The 21,742-nt window shown below is 41.2% G+C and carries 16 protein-coding genes; 12 read left to right on the top strand and 4 right to left on the bottom strand.

The genetic code is table 11. The features are described 5' to 3' along the window. Nucleotides 1-29: 29 nt before the first annotated feature. Entirely contained in the window at nucleotides 30-3,419 is a 3,390-nt protein-coding gene (gene mscK, locus PR709_RS04175) for a mechanosensitive channel MscK (RefSeq protein ID WP_427865026.1), read from the top strand. A gap of 6 nt (nucleotides 3,420-3,425) precedes the next feature. Here mscK and PR709_RS04170 read toward each other — a convergent pair whose 3' ends face one another. Beyond that, on the bottom strand, nucleotides 3,426-3,596 hold the full coding sequence (locus PR709_RS04170; RefSeq protein WP_014656559.1) for a DUF2496 domain-containing protein: 171 nt from the start codon (nucleotides 3,594-3,596) through the stop codon (nucleotides 3,426-3,428). Between the two features lie 401 nt (nucleotides 3,597-3,997). On the opposite strand from PR709_RS04170, the gene PR709_RS04165 reads away from it, so the two are divergent. Further along, on the top strand, nucleotides 3,998-4,963 hold the full coding sequence (locus PR709_RS04165; protein WP_014656558.1) for an FUSC family protein: 966 nt from the start codon (nucleotides 3,998-4,000) through the stop codon (nucleotides 4,961-4,963). Between the two features lie 82 nt (nucleotides 4,964-5,045). Here PR709_RS04165 and priC read toward each other — a convergent pair whose 3' ends face one another. Next, on the bottom strand, nucleotides 5,046-5,594 hold the full coding sequence (gene priC, locus PR709_RS04160) for a primosomal replication protein PriC (protein WP_053110366.1): 549 nt from the start codon (nucleotides 5,592-5,594) through the stop codon (nucleotides 5,046-5,048). 146 nt (nucleotides 5,595-5,740) lie between these two features. Between priC and apt the strand changes: the two genes are divergently transcribed. The 9 genes from apt (at nucleotide 5,741) to PR709_RS04115 (ending at nucleotide 16,042) form a co-directional block, all read left to right on the top strand. Then, nucleotides 5,741-6,292 carry an adenine phosphoribosyltransferase gene (gene apt / locus PR709_RS04155; protein ID WP_004922439.1) on the top strand — a complete coding sequence of 184 codons (552 nt, stop codon included), beginning with the start codon at nucleotides 5,741-5,743 and terminating at the stop codon, nucleotides 6,290-6,292. Between the two features lie 108 nt (nucleotides 6,293-6,400). After that, nucleotides 6,401-8,332 carry a DNA polymerase III subunit gamma/tau gene (gene dnaX / locus PR709_RS04150; protein WP_102780727.1) on the top strand — a complete coding sequence of 644 codons (1,932 nt, stop codon included), beginning with the start codon at nucleotides 6,401-6,403 and terminating at the stop codon, nucleotides 8,330-8,332. Nucleotides 8,333-8,381: 49 nt separating this feature from the next. After that, nucleotides 8,382-8,711, top strand: coding sequence for a YbaB/EbfC family nucleoid-associated protein (locus tag PR709_RS04145; RefSeq protein ID WP_004922433.1), 330 nt, complete (start codon nucleotides 8,382-8,384; stop codon nucleotides 8,709-8,711). After that, the gene (gene recR, locus PR709_RS04140; RefSeq protein WP_004922431.1) at nucleotides 8,711-9,310 is read left to right on the top strand and encodes a recombination mediator RecR; all 600 of its coding nucleotides are present in this window, start codon (nucleotides 8,711-8,713) and stop codon (nucleotides 9,308-9,310) included. The genes PR709_RS04145 and recR overlap by 1 nt, the downstream gene beginning before the upstream one ends. Before the next feature lie 268 nt (nucleotides 9,311-9,578). Further along, nucleotides 9,579-11,453 (top strand): molecular chaperone HtpG, encoded by a 1,875-nt coding sequence (gene htpG, locus PR709_RS04135; RefSeq protein ID WP_004922423.1) that lies wholly within the window; start codon nucleotides 9,579-9,581, stop codon nucleotides 11,451-11,453. 192 nt (nucleotides 11,454-11,645) lie between these two features. Beyond that, a complete protein-coding gene (adk, locus tag PR709_RS04130) occupies nucleotides 11,646-12,290 on the top strand; it encodes an adenylate kinase (RefSeq protein ID WP_004922419.1) in 645 nt (214 codons plus the stop codon). Nucleotides 12,291-12,418: 128 nt separating this feature from the next. Continuing rightward, nucleotides 12,419-13,390, top strand: coding sequence for a ferrochelatase (hemH, locus tag PR709_RS04125; RefSeq protein WP_004922414.1), 972 nt, complete (start codon nucleotides 12,419-12,421; stop codon nucleotides 13,388-13,390). A gap of 118 nt (nucleotides 13,391-13,508) precedes the next feature. Continuing rightward, complete coding sequence (gene wzz(fepE), locus PR709_RS04120; protein ID WP_004922411.1) at nucleotides 13,509-14,627, top strand: LPS O-antigen length regulator Wzz(fepE); 1,119 nt, start codon at nucleotides 13,509-13,511, stop codon at nucleotides 14,625-14,627. A gap of 101 nt (nucleotides 14,628-14,728) precedes the next feature. Then, on the top strand, nucleotides 14,729-16,042 hold the full coding sequence (locus PR709_RS04115) for an inosine/guanosine kinase (RefSeq protein WP_004922409.1): 1,314 nt from the start codon (nucleotides 14,729-14,731) through the stop codon (nucleotides 16,040-16,042). A 379-nt stretch (nucleotides 16,043-16,421) separates the two neighbouring features. Here PR709_RS04115 and ybaL read toward each other — a convergent pair whose 3' ends face one another. Together ybaL and PR709_RS04105 are read right to left on the bottom strand one after the other, a co-directional pair. After that, nucleotides 16,422-18,164: a YbaL family putative K(+) efflux transporter gene (gene ybaL / locus PR709_RS04110; protein ID WP_004922404.1), complete on the bottom strand. Its 1,743-nt coding sequence runs from the start codon at nucleotides 18,162-18,164 to the stop codon at nucleotides 16,422-16,424. Between the two features lie 262 nt (nucleotides 18,165-18,426). Continuing rightward, nucleotides 18,427-19,650: an MFS transporter gene (locus tag PR709_RS04105; RefSeq protein ID WP_004922399.1), complete on the bottom strand. Its 1,224-nt coding sequence runs from the start codon at nucleotides 19,648-19,650 to the stop codon at nucleotides 18,427-18,429. Between the two features lie 376 nt (nucleotides 19,651-20,026). Between PR709_RS04105 and ushA the strand changes: the two genes are divergently transcribed. Further along, on the top strand, nucleotides 20,027-21,694 hold the full coding sequence (ushA, locus tag PR709_RS04100; protein WP_004922398.1) for a bifunctional UDP-sugar hydrolase/5'-nucleotidase UshA: 1,668 nt from the start codon (nucleotides 20,027-20,029) through the stop codon (nucleotides 21,692-21,694). Nucleotides 21,695-21,742 lie beyond the last annotated feature (48 nt).

The raw sequence follows: 21,742 nt of genomic DNA, 5'->3' as shown, positions 1-21,742 counted from the left end.
TGACTCAACAAGATACAAAAAAACCTTTTATGGGTTCATCCATGCAGACGACTAAATATCAATGGGTTCGGCAATTCATCATGATTTGCGCACTCTTTATATTGCTTTTTTCTGGCTATAGCCATGCGGTGGTAAATAGCTCTCTTCCAAATAAAAATGATATTCAAAATAAACTGAATACATTAAATAAAAAAAGCCATCCGAGTGCTGAAGATAAACTGGCTATTGCAGATATTGAAAAGTCGCTGGGTTTTTATGATGAGTTAAACAAACTTGATAGCAAGTCGGATGAACTGCAAAAAAGTCTAGATAGAGCGGGTGAAGATGCAAGGCACGCTGTTCGTGCTTTGCAGCAGCTTAAAAAGAGTAGCGAAGAAGATGCACTGAATTTTGCTAATAGCATCAAAAACATTCCCCAAAGTCAGCTGGAAACTATGCTCAGTAATACCTTAGAGCAGCTACAAGCAGAGCAAAATGATTTGGCTAGCTATAATAGCTATTTAATTAGTTTGCAAACTCAGCCTGAAAGGGCGCAAACCATCATGTTGGAGAATGCTCGTCGGTTACAAGAAATTCGCAATGAATTAAATAATGTATTTAATGACTCGGCAAAGTTACGCGATACGCAAATTGAGCTACTGCAAATAGAGCAGAATTATTTGCAACAACAAAATGAATATCAAAAGCGGGTATTACAAGGCAATACTCAGTTGCAAGAAGTATTACAAAAGCAACGTGACTATACGATTTTTTATATCGAACAACTTGAAAAACGGATTGAATTGCTTCAATCCTATATCAGTGATAAACGGCTTAATGACTCTGAAGCAACGGCAAGAGAAGCACAAACCTCCACTGAAAGCGATTTACAACTAAAACAAAACCCATTAATTCAAAAAGAATTAGCGATGAATAATGCCCTGAGTGAGCGCTTGATTGAAGTCACTCAAGGAAATAACCGCATGGTACAAAATAGCATTCGCGTGAAAGCGTGGCTAGAACGAGCAACGCAATCAGAACGCAACTTGAAAGAGCAAATTAATGTCCTACGTGGAAGCCTATTGTTATCGCGTATTTTATTCCAGCAACAAATTGACCTCCCTGATGATATTTTAACCAAAAATCTGCCTAATACGATTGCTGATTTACGTCTGGAGCAGTTTGACGTTAATCAACAACGTGACGCTTTATACCAAGTGAATAATTATATTGCGAATATAGAAAAGCAATTAGCAGAAAAATCAGGCGCTGAGCAAGGTCATAGCCAATTACTTTCCACAGAAGATAAAGAGGCATTAACGAAGCTGCTGGATGTAAGGCGTGAATTACTAGATGAATTAAACCTGCAATTAGGTAACCAAATTTCTCAGGCCATTAATTTGCAGCTCGACCAAAAACAGTTATTGAGTGTAGTGAGTTCACTGGAACATACGTTGGCGCAACAAATTTTCTGGGTAAACAGTAATAAGCCGATCGACCTTACTTGGGTCAGTGCATTTCCAGAAGCGGCAACACAACAAATCAATAATTTTGATTTTAGCCTGTCAAAAGGCAGCATCAAAAAAGGAATAACAAACTCATTATTTGTCGTTGTTCCACTGCTATTATTAGCGTTAGTGTTTGTTTGGTTATACCACAAAATTTCGGCTCGCCTACAACAGATAAATCAAAGCTTATCTAGCTTAAGGCAAGATAGTTTATTAAATACGCCATTCGCGCTGTTCTTGACTCTTTTGCAAACCTTACCGACGGCGTTAGTGCTGGTGGCTTTAGGTTATTGGTTTTTAAAAACGGGTAATGTTCAAGGCGAATTTGTTTGGGCGCTCTGTTTGCAATTAGCCACTTTTTGGGTGTTATTTGAATTAACTTGGCGTGTGTTAAAACCCAAAGGAATTGCAGAAAAACATTTTGGTATTGACCCCAAATTTGCTGCACAAACACGGCGTCGAGTAACGCGTCTGTCACTGCCTTTATTGCCATTAATTTATTTTTCTACGTATGGGGTGATTAATCCTCTAAAAGTTTCTGAAGACGTGATTGGGCAATTAATTGTTTTATTGTCATTGTTGATGCTGTTTATTTTTACATTGCCATTTTGCAAACATATTTGGAAAGAGAAGGGCAGCCATTTAACGCGTTCAGTAGTGATAACAATATTAACGTTCTCGCCTTTGGTATTGATTGGTTTAATGATGGCTGGGTACTACTATACAACGTTGCGTCTTGCTAATCGTTGGTTAGATAGCCTGTATTTATTGCTGCTTTGGTATATCACTTATAATGCGTGTTTACGTGGTCTAACATTAGTGGCTCGGAAACTCGCTTATCAACGCGCAATTGAGCGTCGTAAAGCACAAAACCAAGAGGAGAGTGAGAACGAGCCAATTAAAGAGCCACCAATGACGATTGAGCTTATTAGCCAACAATCATTGCGCTTAACCACAATGGTCTTGTTTATTATCTTTGCATTAGGTTTTTATGCCATTTGGTCTGATTTCATTACTATTTTCTCATTTTTAGATAGTGTTGATTTATGGCATTACACAGCAACGACCGCCGAAGGTAGCAACACCTTACAGTCGGTGACCTTAGCAAACTTATTATTGGCTATGGTGATTATTGTGGTGGCATGGATCATGACTCGTAACTTGCCGGGATTATTAGAGGTTTTAGTATTATCACGGTTAAAATTACGTCAAGGCTCAACCTACGCGATCACGACAATTTTAACTTACATTATTGTCGGGATCGGGGCGATAACTTCTCTAGGTATGCTAGGTATCACATGGAGCAAACTGCAATGGTTAGCGGCCGCATTAACGGTTGGTTTAGGTTTTGGTTTGCAGGAAATCTTTGCTAACTTTGTTTCCGGGATCATTTTGTTATTTGAGCGCCCGATCCGTATTGGCGATACCGTGACTATCGGCACCTACTCAGGTACGGTGAGTAAGATCCGTATTCGAGCAACAACCATAATTGATTTTGATCGCAAAGAAGTGATCATCCCAAATAAAGCATTTGTAACGGAACGCCTAATTAACTGGTCGCTTTCAGATACTGTCACGCGGATCACGGTTGCACTTGGTGTGGCATACGGCTCTGATCTCGATAAAGTGAAACAAGTGCTACTTAATGCGGCGACATCGAATAGTAAGGTGATGACAGATCCTGCACCAGCGGTATATTTCACAGGATTTGGGGCGAGCACCTTAGATCATGAATTGCGTTTTTATGTACGCCAAATTGGTGATAGAGGAACGACCAGCGATGAAGTACATCGTGCAATCGACAGGTTATGCCGTGAAAACGATATCAATATCGCCTTTAACCAACTAGAAGTTCACCTTCATAATGACCAAGGTGAAGTGATCCAAGAAATTAAGCGTGACCCAAATTTAAAGAAAGGGGATAACGATTAACACGGTTTAGTCATCGGTTAAACAGGTTGCTTCGGCAGCCTGTTTGACTAAATAGTCATGTTTTACAATTTCAAGGGCTTTGAGAACAATATCAGTTTCAATATCTGATGTTTCAAGTAAGTAGATTAAATCAACAGCAAGCTGTGTTTCTTTTGGGGCATCTTTTAAAGAATCCATTCTGACTCCTTATTATTGACAGCGGGCTATTATGATACGAATTTTTTGCTATTTATATATTGATAGATATTAAATTTTTATCGAAATGTGAGCAAGTTGATATTATTTAATGATAACGGTGATGATTTTCACTGTAAAACATGAACAGATATTGAGCATATTTATCATGAGTATATGAATTGCTAAATCGAATAATGATACTACTAATGTTAAATATATCGGAAAATTATTAATTCAACTCATCTTTTATTGATGACTGAAAATAGATTGCATTGATTTGATAATCTAAAAATTGTTATTTCTTTATTTATTAACATTATGACAGTATATTTATTGTTATTGAATTATATGCGTGCTAATGTTGCTAGTTATTATTAGTGGTATAACTAGGTGATTTTGTGGTGAAATTATCAGAAAGTTTTTATTTAACAATTTGTATAGTGATAAGTTTTATTGTTACTTATTATATTGCAGGCATTGATGCGACGTTATGGAGCTCGCTATCAACACTTCATGGTTATACTATTTTTAATAAAGCCACACGTTATAAAAATATAATTTATTCATTATTATGCTCGCTGTTTGTTTTTGTAGGAACTGCACTTGGCTACTATTTAGGTTTTAGCTATCTATTTTTTATTGTTTTATTCTTATCACCTTTTTTCTACTATCAACTTTATAATGTTGACTCCTCTTTAGAGATGTCATTTAAGTACTTTATGATTTTCTTCATCATAGGGGCGACATTGAATAAATCCAGTTTTGATGGTCTGGTGATAGGGTTACTGATCGGGACGTTCATAACACTAACCTTTTGTTATAGCATCAGTAAACGGAAGAAAATTACTTTTTTTCAAATTAAAAGGTATATTTCATTAAAAAGGGATAGGGTCACTTACCATTTGATCTGCCAGTCACTGATCTACGCAGTTGGTTTATTATGTTGTGTCTTATCATCAAGAGCAATCAACGTTGATCACTTCTTTTGGGCGCCTTTGACCTTTATTTTTGTATTAAATCCTAAGTTAACAAATATTGTTAAATTAACTCGTGATAGAGTGATTGGCACATTGATTGTTGTTTTTGTTCTTTACTTAGCATTTAACGCATCGGTATTAATGCCATACATTGGTTTTGCATTAATTCTTCTCTTTTCGTTTTTAATTCCAATTAGTAATACAAAGAAAAATAACGTATTTGGAACAATTTGTCTCACAGGGCTTGTATTATCGCTTATTGAAATGTCGATTTACTTTAATAATGTTGACTATCACTTATTGTCCGAAAGGATCATGGAAACATTGATAGGGGGTCTATTTGCGATAGTAAGTAGCTACTGTATTAAATTGGTTATGAAAGGTAAGTAATCAATATTATTAATATAAAGCAATGTGTAGCCTTCGTTTTCTGTTATGGAATGAGGCTACATCCAAAAATGGTTCGCTTTATTTAATCTAAATATTGATTTTCTTGATGTTCTATTGCTTTTTCGATTCGTATCAACGCTTGTCGGCAACGGTATAAACGGCCGGCTAATGCGGCGATATCTTTTTGGCATTGGTGGCGTTGTGCCTGATTGGTTAGACTGTTTAGCTGTAATTCGCGTTCACTCACCATTGCTAATAAACGGCGCTCATAGTCTTGATGTTGGGATAAACGCTCATATAGGTCGACTTGCTCTTTCTTTTCTTGATAATGACTCTCCTTTTTACGTAAGCCCTGTGTCGATAGTTCACGAGATAGCGCTTGAATTTGGTGAGCAATTTTTTCTGTCAGAAAGTTAACTTGTTCTTTATGGTTGAGTGACACACTGTGACAAAGTTGCTGATACAACTTATCTAACTCTTTCTGGCAATCTCCTAGATGCGTTGATTTTGTACTAAAAAGCTGAGTATCAAAGCGAGCGTGTGAAAATTCCTGATCTGCAATAGGCGCAATACGAGCTTGCAATGCGTCAATTTGCGTTTTTAGCGCATCTAAAAGAGGCTGTACTTTCATTTTTGTTCTCGCTAAAAGTGAAAAATCATGGAAAATTGATGTGTAACAATAAAACTTGCCGCAAATAAGCAGCCCCTTATTGCATTTTTATGGTACTTTAAATAGATTCTACCTTTTCGTGTTTACTATACTGATTGGCACTTATTATGACTGCTAAAGAGCAACAACTGCAATTAATTAAAGAAAGTATTGCAACCATCCCTAATTACCCAAAAGAAGGGGTGCTATTTCGCGATATTACCACACTATTAAATAACCCTGCTGCTTATCAGGCCACCATCGATTTGTTGGTTGACCATTACAAAGATAAAGGGGTAACTAAAATTGTAGGTACTGAAGCCCGCGGTTTTCTGTTTGGTGCACCAGTCGCATTACGTTTAGGGGTTGGTTTTGTTCCTGTACGTAAAAAAGGGAAATTGCCCCGTGAAGTATTAAGTATGACCTATGACTTGGAATATGGTACAGATACTCTTGAAATCCATCGAGACAGTATCCAGCCTGAAGATAACGTCTTAGTCATTGATGACCTGCTGGCAACAGGGGGAACGATTGAAGCGACAGTAAGAATGATCAAGCAACTCGGTGCTAAAATTGTTGATGCTGCCTTCATTATTAGCCTACCTGATTTAGGTGGCGAGGAGCGCCTTGCCGCAGAAGGGATCCACTCATTTAGCTTAGTCGAGTTCCCAGGTCACTAATTCTCGTTTCCTCACTATTTTCCTTACTATTTTTATCACGGTCTCGCCGTAAGGGCAGAGGCTGTGGTAGCATGGTGCTATATACCATGTTTAGAAACTGCATAATTCATGAGCTATCAGGTACTTGCCCGTAAGTGGCGCCCCCAAAAATTTTCAGATGTCGTAGGTCAACAACATGTATTGACCGCGCTTGCAAATGGTCTGGAACACCAGAGGCTTCACCACGCCTATCTTTTTTCAGGCACTCGTGGTGTCGGCAAGACGACAATTGCTCGTCTGTTTGCTAAAGGTCTTAACTGTGAAACGGGGATCACTGCGACACCTTGTGGTAAATGCACAAATTGCCAAGAGATAGAACAAGGGCGGTTTGTGGATTTGATTGAAATTGATGCGGCATCCAGAACAAAAGTGGAAGATACGCGAGAGCTACTGGATAACGTTCAGTATGCCCCTGCACGTGGACGCTTCAAAGTTTATTTGATTGACGAAGTTCATATGCTATCGCGCCATAGCTTCAATGCGTTGTTAAAAACCCTTGAAGAGCCGCCTGAACATGTCAAATTTCTTTTGGCGACGACAGATCCGCAAAAATTGCCAGTGACTATTTTGTCACGTTGCTTGCAATTCCACCTAAAAGCGTTGGATGTCAGCCAGATCAGCGAGCAACTTGAGCATATTCTCACCGCAGAAAATATTGAACACGATACTCGCGCGCGCCAACTGATCTCTCGCGCTGCTGATGGCAGTTTGCGAGATGCCCTCAGCCTAACTGACCAAGCGATTGCGATGGGGCAAGGAAAAGTGACGGCAGATATTGTCAGTCAAATGCTCGGCACGCTCGATGATGAGCAGCCACTCGCTATCATCGAAGCCTTGGTTCGAGCTGACGGTATTGCGGTCATGTCAGAGGTAGAGCATGCGGCGAGCCGAGGAGCGGATTGGGAGAATTTGCTGGTTGAAATCCTCTCCTTGTTGCATCGTATTGCCATGATCCAGCTGTTACCAGCCGTTAAAGAGACGGATCCATCATCGACAGAGGGGCGGCTCAGGCAAATTGCCCGAATGATCTCGCCTGCTGATTTGCAACTCTTTTATCAAACCTTGCTTGTTGGTCGTCGAGATCTTCCCTATGCCCCTGAGCGTCGCATGGGGGTTGAAATGGCGCTGTTACGTGCACTGGCATTCCATCCCAAAAGCATTATTGAGGAGCCAGTGACACCCACGGTAGTGGCTGTACCAGCACCGACAGCGATAGAGCCTGCTCGTTCTGTACCGCCGAAGCCAACAGCGGCAACAGCAAATGCCGCAATATCGGAAAATAGCCCGACATTGCAGCTACTAAAAGCAAAGGAAGCGTTACACTCCTCTCAAAATGAGGGACCTGACGCAAAAAAGAATAAACCGGCCGCGCCTGAAAAGGCTAAGCCGGCGATGTCAGCACTTGAGAGGCTGGCCGCCGTCACTAGCCAGCACCAACAAAATATGGCTAGCCGCGCATCTGACGCAAAAAAAGCGGCGAAACCAAAACCTTATCAGTGGCGTCCACAGTCTGAAGAGGCTAATACCAAAGAGGCGGTTACAACACCAACAGAAATAAAAGAAGCGTTGGAATATGAGAAAACCCCGGAATTAGCCGCGAAAATTACTGAAGAAGGTCGGGCGCGTGATAGCTGGTCTGCCGAGATCGCACAATTAAATATTCCTAAGCTGGTTGAACAATTAGCTTTGAATTCATATATAGAGAAAATAGACAGCTCGCACATTGTACTTCATTTACGCTCAGCACAGCGTCATTTGAATAAGCCTTCAGCGCATGAAGCGTTACAAAGTGCATTGAGCCAACATTATGGTCAACCTGTTGAACTGAAAATCGTTCAAGATGATAATACGGCAGTAAAAACGCCACTTGAATGGCGACAGGCGATTTATGAAGAGAAACTGGCGCAAGCCCGTCAGTCAATTATTGCGGATAAAACGATTCAAAAGCTACGCTCAATGTTTGATGCGCAGCTAGATGAAGAGAGTATTCGCCCCGTTTAACGCTACAGTCTCTGTTAGTAAGCTGTAGCCTCAGTAGTGAGAGATAACTATGTTTGGTAAAGGTGGTTTGGGCAATTTGATGAAACAAGCCCAACAAATGCAAGAAAAAATGCAGAAAGTTCAGGAAGAAATCGCCAATCTAGAAGCAACAGGCGAATCTGGTGCCGGCCTAGTCAAAGTTACCATCAATGGTTCACATAACTGCCGCCGTGTTGAAATCGATCCGAGTCTTCTTGAAGATGACAAAGAGATGCTAGAAGACTTAATTGCGGCAGCATTTAATGATGCGGCTCGCCGTATCGAAGAAACGCAAAAAGAAAAAATGGCAAGTGTTTCCAGTGGAATGCAATTGCCACCAGGCTTTAAGATGCCGTTCTAATGCAAACAAGTCCGCTTCTTGAGTCATTGATGGAAGCCTTGCGCTGTCTCCCTGGGGTAGGACCAAAGTCAGCGCAGCGTATGGCATTTCATCTGCTTCAGCGTGACCGTAGTGGCGGCATGCGCCTTGCGCAGTCGCTCACTCGAGCCATGTCTGAAATTGGTCATTGTCGCGATTGCCGCACCTTTACAGAACAAGAGGTGTGCAATATTTGTGAAAATCCACGTCGCCAACAAAACGGGTTGATCTGTGTGGTCGAAAGTCCAGCAGATATCTATGCTGTTGAGCAGACAGGGCAATTTTCTGGGCGCTACTTTGTACTGATGGGGCATTTATCACCCCTTGATGGTATTGGGCCGATGGATATTGGGCTTGATAGGCTAGAAGAAAGGTTGTCTTCTGAAACCATTATCGAAGTGATACTTGCGACAAACCCAACTGTAGAAGGTGAAGCGACGGCAAACTATATTGCACAAATGTGTGCCCAATATGGGGTGGCTGCAAGCCGCATTGCGCATGGCGTACCTGTCGGTGGTGAATTAGAAATGGTTGACGGCACAACGCTATCGCATTCACTTGCGGGTCGTCAGCGCCTCTAATTTTTACTCCAAGCTACAGCTTTACAGGCTTCCTAACTATCTGAGTCACATACTTAGGTATGCGACTTGGAGTGCGTACGCTTACGGCCCGCTGTAGCTCGCAACTTCCCGCGTTTCGCCATTCTTTTTTCGCTTTTCGTTAGCTGTTATCTTTATTGTCGTAATGCATTTTTTACCTTAATGAGTTGAATTCCTATTTTTTGCCCCCAATTAAACTCCATCGATAAGTCAAAATTATCCCATTAGATTGATGATATAAGAGGCATTAATGAGTATGAAAGGACAAGAAACTCGTGGGTTCCAATCCGAAGTTAAGCAACTTCTCCAGTTAATGATCCACTCTCTTTACTCAAACAAAGAAATCTTTTTGCGTGAACTTATTTCAAACGCATCTGATGCGGCAGATAAATTACGTTTTCGTGCACTTTCAAAGCCTGAGTTGTATGAAAATGATGGTGAGTTACGTGTTCGTATCAGCGCGAACAAAGAAGATGGCACCCTAACAATTAGCGATAACGGTATCGGTATGAGCCGTGATGAAGTGATTGAGAACTTAGGGACTATCGCTAAATCAGGAACAAAAGCCTTTTTAGAATCTCTGGGAAGCGACCAAGCGAAAGATAGCCAAATGATTGGTCAATTCGGTGTTGGTTTCTATTCTGCATTTATTGTGGCTGATAAAGTGACCGTCCGCAGCCGTGCGGCTGGTGCAGCAGCAGATCAAGGGGTATTTTGGGAATCAGCAGGTGAAGGCGAATACACTATCGCTGATATCGAAAAAGCCGATCGTGGTACGGAAATAACCCTTCATTTACGCGAAGATGAGAAAGAATTTTTAGATAGCTGGCGCTTGCGCTCGGTAATCAGCAAATACTCTGACCATATTGCATTGCCTGTTGAGATTGAAGTTAAGAACGAAGAAGATGGCACTATCACTTGGGAAAAAATTAACCAAGCGAAAGCACTGTGGACGCGTAATAAGTCTGAAATTTCCGATGAGGAATATACCGAGTTTTATAAGCATATCTCTCATGACTATGCAGACCCACTGACTTGGTCTCATAACCGTGTTGAAGGTAAACAAGAGTACACAAGTTTACTGTATATCCCTTCACAAGCCCCGTTTGATTTGTGGAATCGTGAGCAACGCCATGGTTTGAAATTGTATGTTCAGCGCGTCTTTATTATGGATGATGCAGAACAATTTATGCCAAACTATTTACGTTTTGTCCGCGGTGTATTGGATTCAAACGACCTACCACTCAACGTGTCGCGTGAAATTTTACAAGACAGCGCATTGACTCGTAGCCTACGTAGTGCACTCACTAAACGTGTTCTGCAAATGTTAGAAAAATTGGCGAAAAACGACGCAGAAAAATACCAATCTTTCTGGCAACAGTTCGGTTTAGTGATGAAAGAAGGGCCTGCAGAGGATATGAGTAACAGTGAAGCTATCGCTAAACTGTTACGTTTTGCATCAACCCATAACGATAGCAGCGTGCAAAATGTGTCTTTGGAAGAGTATGTTGCTCGCATGGTTGAAGGTCAGGAAAAAATTTATTACATCACTGCTGATAGCTATGCTGCCGCGAAGAGCAGCCCACATTTAGAGCTATTCCGTAAGAAAGGCATTGAAGTATTGCTACTTTCTGATCGTATCGACGAATGGATGATGAACTATCTGTCAGAGTTTGATGGCAAACAGTTCCAATCTGTTAGTAAGGCTGATGAGTCACTAGATAAGCTGGCGGATGAAAACAAAGCTGAGCAAGAAGAAGCTGATAAACAGTTAGAGCCATTTGTTGAGCGAGTAAAAACGTTGCTGGGTGATCGCGTCAAAGAGGTTAAGTTAACGCATCGTTTAACGGATACCCCAGCGATTGTCACGACCAATGCGGATGAAATGAGTACTCAAATGGCGAAACTCTTTGCTGCAGCGGGTCAAACAGCGCCAGAAGTTAAATACAACTTTGAACTGAACCCTTCACACCCATTGGTTAAAAAAGCATCTGAAATAACGGATGAAGCGCTGTTTGCAGATTGGGTTAATGTGTTACTTGATCAAGCGCTATTCGCTGAACGCGGTACCTTAGAAGATCCAAACTTATTTATCCGCAAAATCAATGAATTATTAATGAAATAATGAGATAATTGATTTTCGTTTTTGAGCAAAAACCACGTTTTAGCGGGCGCTTTAGCGTGGTTTTTTTCTTTTGCGAAAGAAGTTAAATGCGAAAACGTTTACGTGTCTTCTTGAGTAAAGCGGCATGCTAATGGTATGGTATCTTGTTTTCTTTTCAAATTATAAAAAACTAAATAGCAAGGGGTTTACGCAATGCGTATTATTTTGCTCGGTGCTCCAGGCGCCGGTAAGGGCACTCAAGCTCAATTTATTATGGAGAAATTTGGTATCCCACAAATTTCAACTGGCGATATGTTACGTGCAGCAGTTAAAGCAGGTAGTGAGCTAGGTTTAAAAGCAAAAGAGCTAATGGACAATGGTAAATTAGTGACTGATGAGTTAGTGATTGCATTGGTTAAAGAGCGTATCAAACAAGATGACTGCCGCAATGGTTTCTTGTTGGATGGGTTCCCACGTACCATTCCTCAAGCAGACGCGATGAAAGAAGCAGGCATCAATGTCGATTTCGTATTAGAATTCGATGTGCCTGATGAAATCATTGTTGAACGTATTATTGGTCGCCGTGTGCATGCGGCATCGGGTCGTGTTTATCATGTGACATTTAACCCACCTAAAGTTGAAAACAAAGATGATGTCACTGGTGAAGAGCTGACTATCCGTAAAGATGACCAAGAAGACACCGTGCGTAAGCGTCTGGTTGAATACCATGACTTAACAGCACCTTTGGTTGCTTACTATCAAAAAGAAGCTGATGCGGGTAACACCAAATACTTCAAAATCGATGGTACACGCAAGGTCACTGAAGTGAGTGAAGAATTAGCGAAGATCCTTGGCTAATATTCAACAATAGTTATCAACAAAGGCAGCGATTATCGCTGCCTTTGCTTTTCAAGCATTAGAAAACAATAAAAGACAATATTTTGTGATATAAAGTTGGGAATAATTATCATTAAGGAGTAATTACCATGTCAAAAAGTCAATACGGCATTTTATTGGTTAACTTAGGAACCCCTGATTCCCCAACAACCCCAGCAGTGAAACGTTACCTTGCAGAGTTTTTAAGCGATGTACGAGTGATTGATGTTTCACGTGCGATTTGGAAGCCTATTTTATACGGTATTGTCTTGCCATTTCGCTCACCAAAAGTGGCTAAACTCTATCAATCGATTTGGACAGAAGAGGGGTCACCCTTACTTGCTTACACGCTACGTCAGAAAGCAAAGCTATCAGCTTGTTTTCCTGATATCCCAATGGAAGTTGGGATGAGCTATGGTTCACCATCATTGAAAAGTGCAATTGATTCATTAATGAGCCAAGGTGTGACAGAGTTGATTGTGCTACCTTTATATCCACAATACTCTTGTTCAACCACCGCCGCAGTTTATGATGGGATCTCGGCAATTTTCCGCCAAATGCGCACGATACCGTCCTTACATTTTATTCGTAGCTATGCGACGCATCCTGCCTACATTCAAGGGTTGGTCAATTCCATAGAGCAAAGTTTTGAGCAGCACGGGGAGCCTGATCGATTAATACTGTCATTTCACGGTATTCCTAAACGCTATGCAGACACTGGGGATATTTACCCTCAAGAGTGTGAAGCAACGACACGTTTAGTCAAAGAAGCCTTGAATTTCCCAGCAGAGAGAGTATTGATGACCTATCAATCTCGGTTTGGGAGAGAGCCGTGGTTAACCCCTTATACTGATGAAACGATGAAGCAATTACCCTCACAAGGTGTAAAGTCAGTACAAGTTATTTGCCCCGGATTTTCAGCGGATTGCTTAGAGACACTAGAAGAAATTAGTGAGCAAAATCAACACTTTTTCAAAAGTCAGGGCGGAGAATCGTATCATTATATCCCTGCGTTGAATGATAATGATGATAGTATTAACTTATTTAAATTACTTATTACTAGTACAATAAATACAATCTAAAGTTGTAATTGATATTAAATATGGCGTTAATCGATATATCATAAGTATCAAAATTCACTATACTAGTTAATATAAAAAGTTAATTTATTGTTAATATTTGTATTTTATTGGAACTGATATGAGCACTGATAGAGAGTCACCGGATGGCAAAACCGCAAAAGGAAAGCAAGTCTCACCATTTAACTCACAGCAAAGCGATGAAATCGATTTGATGGCTTTATTCGCTGTTTTATTAAGGAATAAGCTTCTTATTATCGTTATTACTGTTGTTATCACGCTTATCAGTATATTTGTGGTATTTCAGTTGCCTCAAAAGTGGAGCAGTACGGCTGTTGTCATCCCACCTTCTTCTGAGGAAATTAAAGATATCAATACATTGAGCGCACAGTTGAGTGTGCTCGATGTTAAGATTGATTTATCGGCACAGCAGATCTTTAATGCCTTTATTGACCAGTATCGTTCGAAAGTTAACCAAGAAGCTTATGTTCGGAGTACCAATTACTTCAAAAAGTTGTCAGAGCAAGTGAATTCTACAGATAAAGAAAATGAGCAGCAGCGGCTAGTCAATACTATTATTTCGAATAATATCGGCCTTAAGGACCAGTCAAAAGAGAAAAACAGTACCTCTAGCGACATCATACTGACTTTTGTGGCGCCAACACCTTCTGAGGCCCAAGACTTACTGTCTGGTTATGTTCGCTATACGGCAACTAAGGTCAGAGAGCAGTTTAAGAAAGATATTCAAAATGCGATTGCACAGCAATTGGTCTATGCTAATGAAACTTTTAAGCAAGAAGTGACAAAGATCCGTTCTGAATATGATGTAAAAGTTGAAAGGTTAAAACGCGCTATTGATATTGCAAAAGCAGCGGGTGTGCGCAAGCCCATTGTTAGTGATTCGGCAATCATTAGTGATGACCCCGATTACCCTATTGCATTAGGTACGGAAGCTCTTGAGAAGAAGTTAGCGATTGAATTACAAAACCGTGATATCGCTCTGTTGAATGAAGACCTACAAATTCGCCAACATTACATTAAAAATCTATCAGAGCTTGATATTGATACCCTTGACTTTATCCCTGCTAAATTTATGTTAGCGCCGGATCTACCCACTCAAAAAGATTCACCTAAATCAGTATTGATTATCATGCTGAGTGCTATTTTAGGCTTTATTCTGAGTTGTGCTTATGTACTGTCGCGCGAGCTATATCGCGACTATCACAAGAATAATAGCTAACTAAAAGGTGTTATTGATGTAAGCCAGCGCCTTTGTCTAAGGTGCTGGTTTGCATTTATCGTGCTAGAATAGTGCCATGTATACTCTCTAATTTATCCATTATGAAATTCCCCGGTCAACGTAAATCAAAGCACTACTTTCCTGTTAGCCTCAGAGATCCGCTGTTACAGCCTATTAAAGAGCGTTTAGATGATGGCGAAAACTGCCAATCTTATATTGTCGGTATCGATCAAACACTGGTCGATATTGAAGCTAAAGTCGACGATGCATTCATTGAACGCTATCAACTCAGTAAAGGTCACTCTTTAGTGATTGAAGATGATGTTGCAGAGGCTTTATATAAAGAGCTAACCAGTAACGCATTAATCACACATGAGTATGCCGGGGGAACCATCGGGAATACGCTGCATAACTACTCCGTGCTGGCGGATGATCGCTCGGTGTTATTGGGAACGATGTGCAATAATATTCAAATTGGAAGCTACTCTTATCGCTATTTATGCCATACATCGAGCCGCATGGATCTCAACTATTTACAAGGGGTCGATGGGCCAATTGGTCGCTGCTTTACCCTTATTGCTGAAAACGGTGAGAGAACCTTCGCGATTAGCCCAGGGCATATGAATCGTCTACGCCCTGAAAGTATCCCAGAAGAGATTATTGCTGGCGCTTCGGCGTTAGTTTTGACCGCTTATTTGGTTCGTTGCAAGCCCGGTGAAACCATGCCAGAAGCCACGATGCAGGCGATTAGCTATGCTAAAAAGCATAATGTTCCCGTTGTATTAACACTCGGTACTAAGTTCGTGATAGCGCAAGACCCCCAGTTTTGGCGTGATTTTCTGGCTGAGCATGTCTCTGTTGTCGCGATGAATGAAGATGAGGCGTTAGAGCTAACAGGGTGTAATGACCCGTTGTTAGCTTCGGATATGGCTCTAAATTGGGTCGATCTTGTGCTGTGTACGGCGGGGCCATCAGGGCTATATATGGCAGGTTATACGGAAGAAGCATTTAAACGCACCACCCAACACCCATTATTACCGGGCGCTATTCCTGAATTTAACCTCTATGAATTTAGCCGCGCAATGCGCCAGCAAGATTGTGAAGTTCCTATGCGCATATACTCTCATATTGAGCCTTATATGGGGGGACCTGAAAAGATCATGAATACTAATGGTGCAGGAGATGGCGCGTTATCCGCATTGCTACACGATATCACCGCAAACTCCTATCATCGCTTCAATGTGCCTAATTCCAGTAAGCATACGCGCCAATATCTAACTTACTCTTCGCTTGCTCAAGTGTGCAAATATGCAAACCGCGTGAGCTATCAAGTCTTGACTCAACATTCGCCGCGTTTAACGCGTGGCCTACCTGAAAAAGAAGACAGCTTAGAAGAGTCCTATTGGGAGCGTTAATACGCAAGCCTTTGCATAATGCCTCATTGTTTGAGCAAAACAGTGGGGTATTTTTTTAGCTCAATGCCAGAAAAAAATTCCCCCACATCGTGGGGGAAGAGGACACAAAAAATATCATCAATAATGGTTTAGGCGGGGATGAGTATAACGACTTATCTATGCTAAAAAGTGGAGAAAATGTGAATCTATTTATTATTAATTATTCTATTTTAGAATTTTTAATAGTGAAAAATCGCATATTAGGCGGGGGCGAACAGTTCACGCTCTCTCAGTAAACCAGTCATGATTGAAAAGAGTAAGCTGCATCCCTGATACAGGGATTAACACAATAGAATTACCAGATAAACAAAGGGAAGCCGAAGCTTCCCTTAAATGTGTTTTAATGAGAGGGTTTTAGATATTCATCTAGGCTTTTACCTTCACCGGCTGTGGGAGAAGGGTCATCATCCATTGAGCAACCATATTCAGTGACATCATTACACATAAAAGTTGCCATCGCTTTAGCAATTTCATGTTCACCAATAATAATATGCTCAGCACCACGCTCTTTAATAAAGCTGACTTCATCATCGTAGTGCGCGCGAACAATCACTGTGATATCTGGGTTTAGCTCTTTAGCATGCGCGACGATTTCACCTGCTTCATAACCATTTGGAATGGTAAGAAGCAGCGTTTTTGCACACTCAATACGAGCAAGGCTGATGATATCTCTATTAGCACCGTTACCTAAAATAGCACTGAACCCGTTTTCTGCTAGCTCCTCAAATTTAGCGCGAGTATCTTCAACCACGACTAATGGGATATCGCGTCTACGCAGTTTATCTGCCAGCATAGTTCCTACACGACCGTAACCAACGATAATCGCATGACCACAAATATCGACAGGAATTTGAGTTTCTTCTTCCAAAGTCTCTTCGAGTAACTGCTCTTCGGCGGTTTCGGTCTTCTCTAAGTACTTATCCAATAAGCTGAACAGCACTGGGTTAAGCATAATAGAGACAATGGCACCGGCTAACACAAGGTTTTGCGCCTCTTTATCCATCACGCCAAGCGCCATTCCCATCCCCGCTAAAATAAAGGCAAACTCACCGATTTGGGCAAGGCTGACAGAGATGGTTAATGCGGTTCGCCGCGAGTGACCAAATAAACGCACAAGCACCAACGCTGCGGCGGATTTACCCACAATGATAATAGCGAGAACAGCAATCACACCTAATGGGTGATCAATAATGACCACAGGGTCAAATAGCATACCAACAGACACAAAGAATAGAACAGCAAACGCATCTCTGAGCGGTAATGTGTCTTGTGCTGCACGGTGGCTTAGTTCTGACTCATTTAATACCATACCAGCAAAGAACGCGCCAAGAGCGAAGGAGGCATCAAATAAGGCGACAGCCGCATAGGCGATACCTAATGCAAGTGCCAATACAGCCAATGTAAACAGTTCACGAGAGCCGGTGGATGCGGTGCGCGATAAAATCCAAGGTATGACTCTGCGGCCAATCACTATCATGAGGATAATGAAGGCGACAACTTTACCTATTGTCCATGCAAGACCGATGAGTAACTCACTTAAGCTGGCTTGCTCTGAATTCATAATCGCGGCGGCGGCTGGTAGTAGTACCAGTGTTAATACCATTGCCAGATCTTCAACAATCAACCAGCCGATAGCAATTTTACCGCGTTGACTGTCAATCAGTTGCCGCTCTTCTAAGGCGCGAAGTAACACTACGGTACTGGCTGTGGATAAACAGAGGCCGAAAACAATCCCTGAAAAGGTTCCCCAACCAAAAAGGGTGGAAAGGCCTAAACCTAACAGTGTAGCAACCGCAATTTGTGCAATAGCACCGGGAATGGCGATGGTTTTAACCGCCATAAGATCTTTAAGCGAAAAGTGTAACCCAACGCCAAACATCAGTAGGATAACACCTATCTCAGCGAGTTCAGGTGCAAGTGTTGTATCGGCAACAAAACCAGGTGTAAAAGGACCGGCCAAGACTCCAGCCGCAAGATACCCTACTAGAGGGGAAATTTTTAATCGCTGAGCGATCATACCTAACAAATATGCAAGGGCGAGACCACCAACAATGGTTGTGATTAAGGGCGTAGAATGCTCCATTTAGTCTCCTTTTATTAATTTGAATTTTTAGGAATAAAATTCCCGTATTTTGGAATGCGCTTTGCATATAATTCTATTTTATCGTTATTTGAGAAAAATTTCCTTAAAAAATTTCAATGTTTTTCAAATAAAAGTACTGTATTAGTGCTAAATCGTTACAAAGATGTCATTTTTATGATTTTTTATTGAATTTTAAGTGGGATATAGAAGGATATGCCCATACTTATTTTTCAATAAGTATGGGTGAAATAAAGAGAAATAGTTATTTTTGTTCTAAATTTGGTAGTAGTACAGTGAAAATTCCTAATAATGGTAGAAAAGCACAATATTGATAAACTTGTTCAATACTGGTCTTATCGGCAATCTGCCCTAGCACTGCCGCTCCAACGCCTCCCATACCAAATGCTAATCCAAAAAATAGCCCTGAAATCATGCCTGTTTTACCGGGGATGAGATCTTGTGCGTAGACTAAAATGGCTGAAAATGCAGAAGCTAATATTAATCCGATAATAACGGTCAAAATACTGGTCCAGTACAGGGAAGCATGCGGTAGCATTAGCGTGAAAGGCGCAACGCCTAAAATAGAAAACCAAATAACATATTTGCGCCCGATCTTATCGCCAACAGGCCCACCAATCATGGTTCCTGCTGCGACGGCAAAGAGAAAAATAAACAGATGGAACTGGGCGTTTTGTACACTAACACCAAATTTATCAATGAGATAAAAGGTATAATAGCTACTAATGCTGGCTAGATAAAAGTACTTGGAAAAAATTAAAATCAGCAATATCGTCAATGAGCCAATCACCGCTTTACGTGGTAGTACTTTGACTTCCACGTGACGAACTGGTTTTTTGCTGGTGGTGCGATGCTGTTGCTTATACCAACGGCTCACTTGCAATAAAACCACAATAGCTAATAAGGCCGCCAGAGAGAACCAGCCAACGTTCCCTTTACCATATGGCTCAATGATGAGTGCCGCGAGTAGCGGGCCTAATGAGGAACCTAAATTTCCACCGACTTGGAAGAACGATTGTGCAAGGCCATGTCGCCCCCCTGATGCCATACGCGCAACGCGAGATGATTCAGGATGGAATACGGAAGAGCCTGTTCCTACCAGCGCAGCAGCAAGCAAAATAACCGGGAAGGTTTCCGCCATAGCGAGTAGCAACAAACCTGTTAGCGTAAAGCCCATTCCTATTGGGAGTGAATAAGGTTGTGGATGTTTGTCAGTATAATAGCCAATGATCGGTTGTAGTAGTGATGCCGTAATTTGGTAAGTCAACGTGATCAAACCAACCTGTGCAAAACTTAATGAAAAGTCGGATTGCAATAACGGATAAATAGCTAATATCAAAGACTGGATCATATCATTCAGTAAATGAGAGAAGCTAATTGCGGTTAGAATACTGAAAACGGTTTTGCCTGTTTTGCTGATAGGCTTTGATGGTGCGGTATTGCTAGAACTTGTTGTTTGGTCGCTCATAGTTAGTAACTTCTAGTTGTGTTGCACAATTGTTATCAATATAGCGTATTTGTAATTTATTTGAACTAATAAATATCACGATAAAAAAAGTCACTCGTGTCATTATTTTGATTGATGTCTCACTTTAATGAAACAAGCATCATTTTATGCACTGGTTATCTAATTATGATCGCGGTTTTGTGCTATATACTCATCATACTTCAACGTGTGGTGCTACTGACGGCGCTCATTCGTATGAGACACAGCCTGCCTTATATTTCTATGGTAATACGTCCGTGACGTATCTTAAATGATATAGAGTATAAGATAGGCGGTGATATTAAACTTATTATCTACTTATACCGCACAAAATTCCTATATCGGCAGGGAGAAAGAGATGAAATTAACCTTTAAAGCATCGGTATGCGCATTAACGGTATCTTTAGCACTGTTGCCTATCGCACAGGCAAATGCTTGGGAAAAAGATAAAACCTATAACATCACCATTTTGCATACTAATGACCATCATGGTCACTTCTGGCATAACGATCACGGTGAGTATGGCTTAGCGGCTCAAAAAACGGTGGTTGATGAAATCCGTGATGAAGTTGCGAAACAAGGTGGAAGCCTATTGCTGCTTTCTGGTGGTGATATCAATACAGGTGTACCTGAATCTGACTTGCAAGATGCAGAGCCTGATTTTAAAGGGATGAACTTAGTCGGTTATGATGCGATGGCATTAGGTAACCATGAGTTTGATAATCCGCTTGAAGTGTTACGTACCCAAGAAAAATGGGCTAATTTCCCATTCTTATCTGCCAACATTTACCAAACTAGCACCGGTAAACGCTTGTTCAAGCCTTATCAAATTTTTGATAAGCAAGGCGTCAAAATCGCCGTATTAGGATTGACCACGGACGATACAGCGAAACTCGGCAATCCAGCTAATTTCCCAGATGTGGAATTTAGAACGCCATCGGTAGAGGCGAAAAAAGTGATTGAAGAGCTGCGTGAGACTGAAAAGCCAGACATTATTATTGCAGCCACCCATATGGGGCACTACGATGACGGTCAACATGGTTCGAATGCACCGGGTGATGTTGAAATGGCTCGTAGTTTACCTGCTGGATATTTAGATATGATAGTAGGTGGTCACTCACAAGATCCCGTTTGTATGTCTGCGGAGAATAAAAACTATAAACAAGTCGACTATGTGCCGGGAACACCTTGTGCACCTGATAATCAAAATGGCACTTGGATCGTTCAAGCCCATGAATGGGGGAAATATGTCGGTCGCGCAGATTTCGAATTTAAAAATGGTAAGTTCACACTGAAACATTACCAATTGATCCCTATCAACTTGAAAAAGAAAGTGACTAAAGAAGATGGCACCACTGAGCGTGTCTATTACACTCAAGAAATTGCGCACAACCCAGAAATGATGAAGTTACTGACACCTTATCAAGAGAAAGGGGGTGAGCAGCTGAATGTTAAAGTTGGCTCTGTTGAAGGCAAACTCGAAGGCGACCGTAGTAAAGTTCGTTTTGTGCAAACTAACATGGGGCGTCTCTTGTTAGCGGCACAAAAAGAGCGTGCAGGTGCTGATTTTGCAATTATGAGTGGCGGCGGTGTCCGTGATTCGATTGAGAGCGGTGATATTACATATAAAGATGTTTTAAAGGTACAGCCATTTACGAATGAATTAGTGTATGTTGACTTCAAAGGCAGCGAAGTGCTTCCATATTTGCAGGCTGCTGCGAACATGAAACCTGATTCAGGCGCTTACGCACAGTTTTATAATGTCAGCCTGACTGTTAATCCGGATGGTAGCATCAGTGACGTGAAAATTGATGGTAAGCCAGTTGATCCTGAAAAAACTTACCGTATGGCAACACTGAATTTTAATGCTATAGGTGGTGATGGCTATCCGAAAATCGATAATCATCCTAACTACGTCAATACAGGGTTTGTCGATGCGGAAGTGTTGAAAGGCTATATTGAAAAACATTCACCACTAAAAGCGGCAGACTATGAACCAAAAGGCGAAATTGTTTATAAAAAATAATGCCTAAGTCGCCTATTAATAACATTTCAATAGGCGAGTGAACTGCTT

It is taken from the genome of Providencia sp. PROV267, from assembly GCF_028477825.1.
In the GTDB taxonomy this organism is placed as follows: domain Bacteria; phylum Pseudomonadota; class Gammaproteobacteria; order Enterobacterales; family Enterobacteriaceae; genus Providencia; species Providencia stuartii.
This window is presented reverse-complemented; position numbering and strand designations above follow the sequence as displayed.

Excerpts from the sequence above, each read along its gene's own strand:
- mscK (WP_427865026.1), top strand. The coding sequence starts at position 30 with ATGGGTTCATCCATGCAGACGACTAAATATCAATGGGTTCGGCAATTC.
- PR709_RS04170 (WP_014656559.1), bottom strand. The coding sequence starts at position 3,596 with ATGGATTCTTTAAAAGATGCCCCAAAAGAAACACAGCTTGCTGTTGAT.
- priC (WP_053110366.1), bottom strand. The coding sequence starts at position 5,594 with ATGAAAGTACAGCCTCTTTTAGATGCGCTAAAAACGCAAATTGACGCA.
- apt (WP_004922439.1), top strand. The coding sequence starts at position 5,741 with ATGACTGCTAAAGAGCAACAACTGCAATTAATTAAAGAAAGTATTGCA.
- dnaX (WP_102780727.1), top strand. The coding sequence starts at position 6,401 with ATGAGCTATCAGGTACTTGCCCGTAAGTGGCGCCCCCAAAAATTTTCA.
- PR709_RS04145 (WP_004922433.1), top strand. The coding sequence starts at position 8,382 with ATGTTTGGTAAAGGTGGTTTGGGCAATTTGATGAAACAAGCCCAACAA.
- recR (WP_004922431.1), top strand. The coding sequence starts at position 8,711 with ATGCAAACAAGTCCGCTTCTTGAGTCATTGATGGAAGCCTTGCGCTGT.
- htpG (WP_004922423.1), top strand. The coding sequence starts at position 9,579 with ATGAGTATGAAAGGACAAGAAACTCGTGGGTTCCAATCCGAAGTTAAG.
- adk (WP_004922419.1), top strand. The coding sequence starts at position 11,646 with ATGCGTATTATTTTGCTCGGTGCTCCAGGCGCCGGTAAGGGCACTCAA.
- hemH (WP_004922414.1), top strand. The coding sequence starts at position 12,419 with ATGTCAAAAAGTCAATACGGCATTTTATTGGTTAACTTAGGAACCCCT.
- PR709_RS04115 (WP_004922409.1), top strand. The coding sequence starts at position 14,729 with ATGAAATTCCCCGGTCAACGTAAATCAAAGCACTACTTTCCTGTTAGC.
- ybaL (WP_004922404.1), bottom strand. The coding sequence starts at position 18,164 with ATGGAGCATTCTACGCCCTTAATCACAACCATTGTTGGTGGTCTCGCC.
- PR709_RS04105 (WP_004922399.1), bottom strand. The coding sequence starts at position 19,650 with ATGAGCGACCAAACAACAAGTTCTAGCAATACCGCACCATCAAAGCCT.
- ushA (WP_004922398.1), top strand. The coding sequence starts at position 20,027 with ATGAAATTAACCTTTAAAGCATCGGTATGCGCATTAACGGTATCTTTA.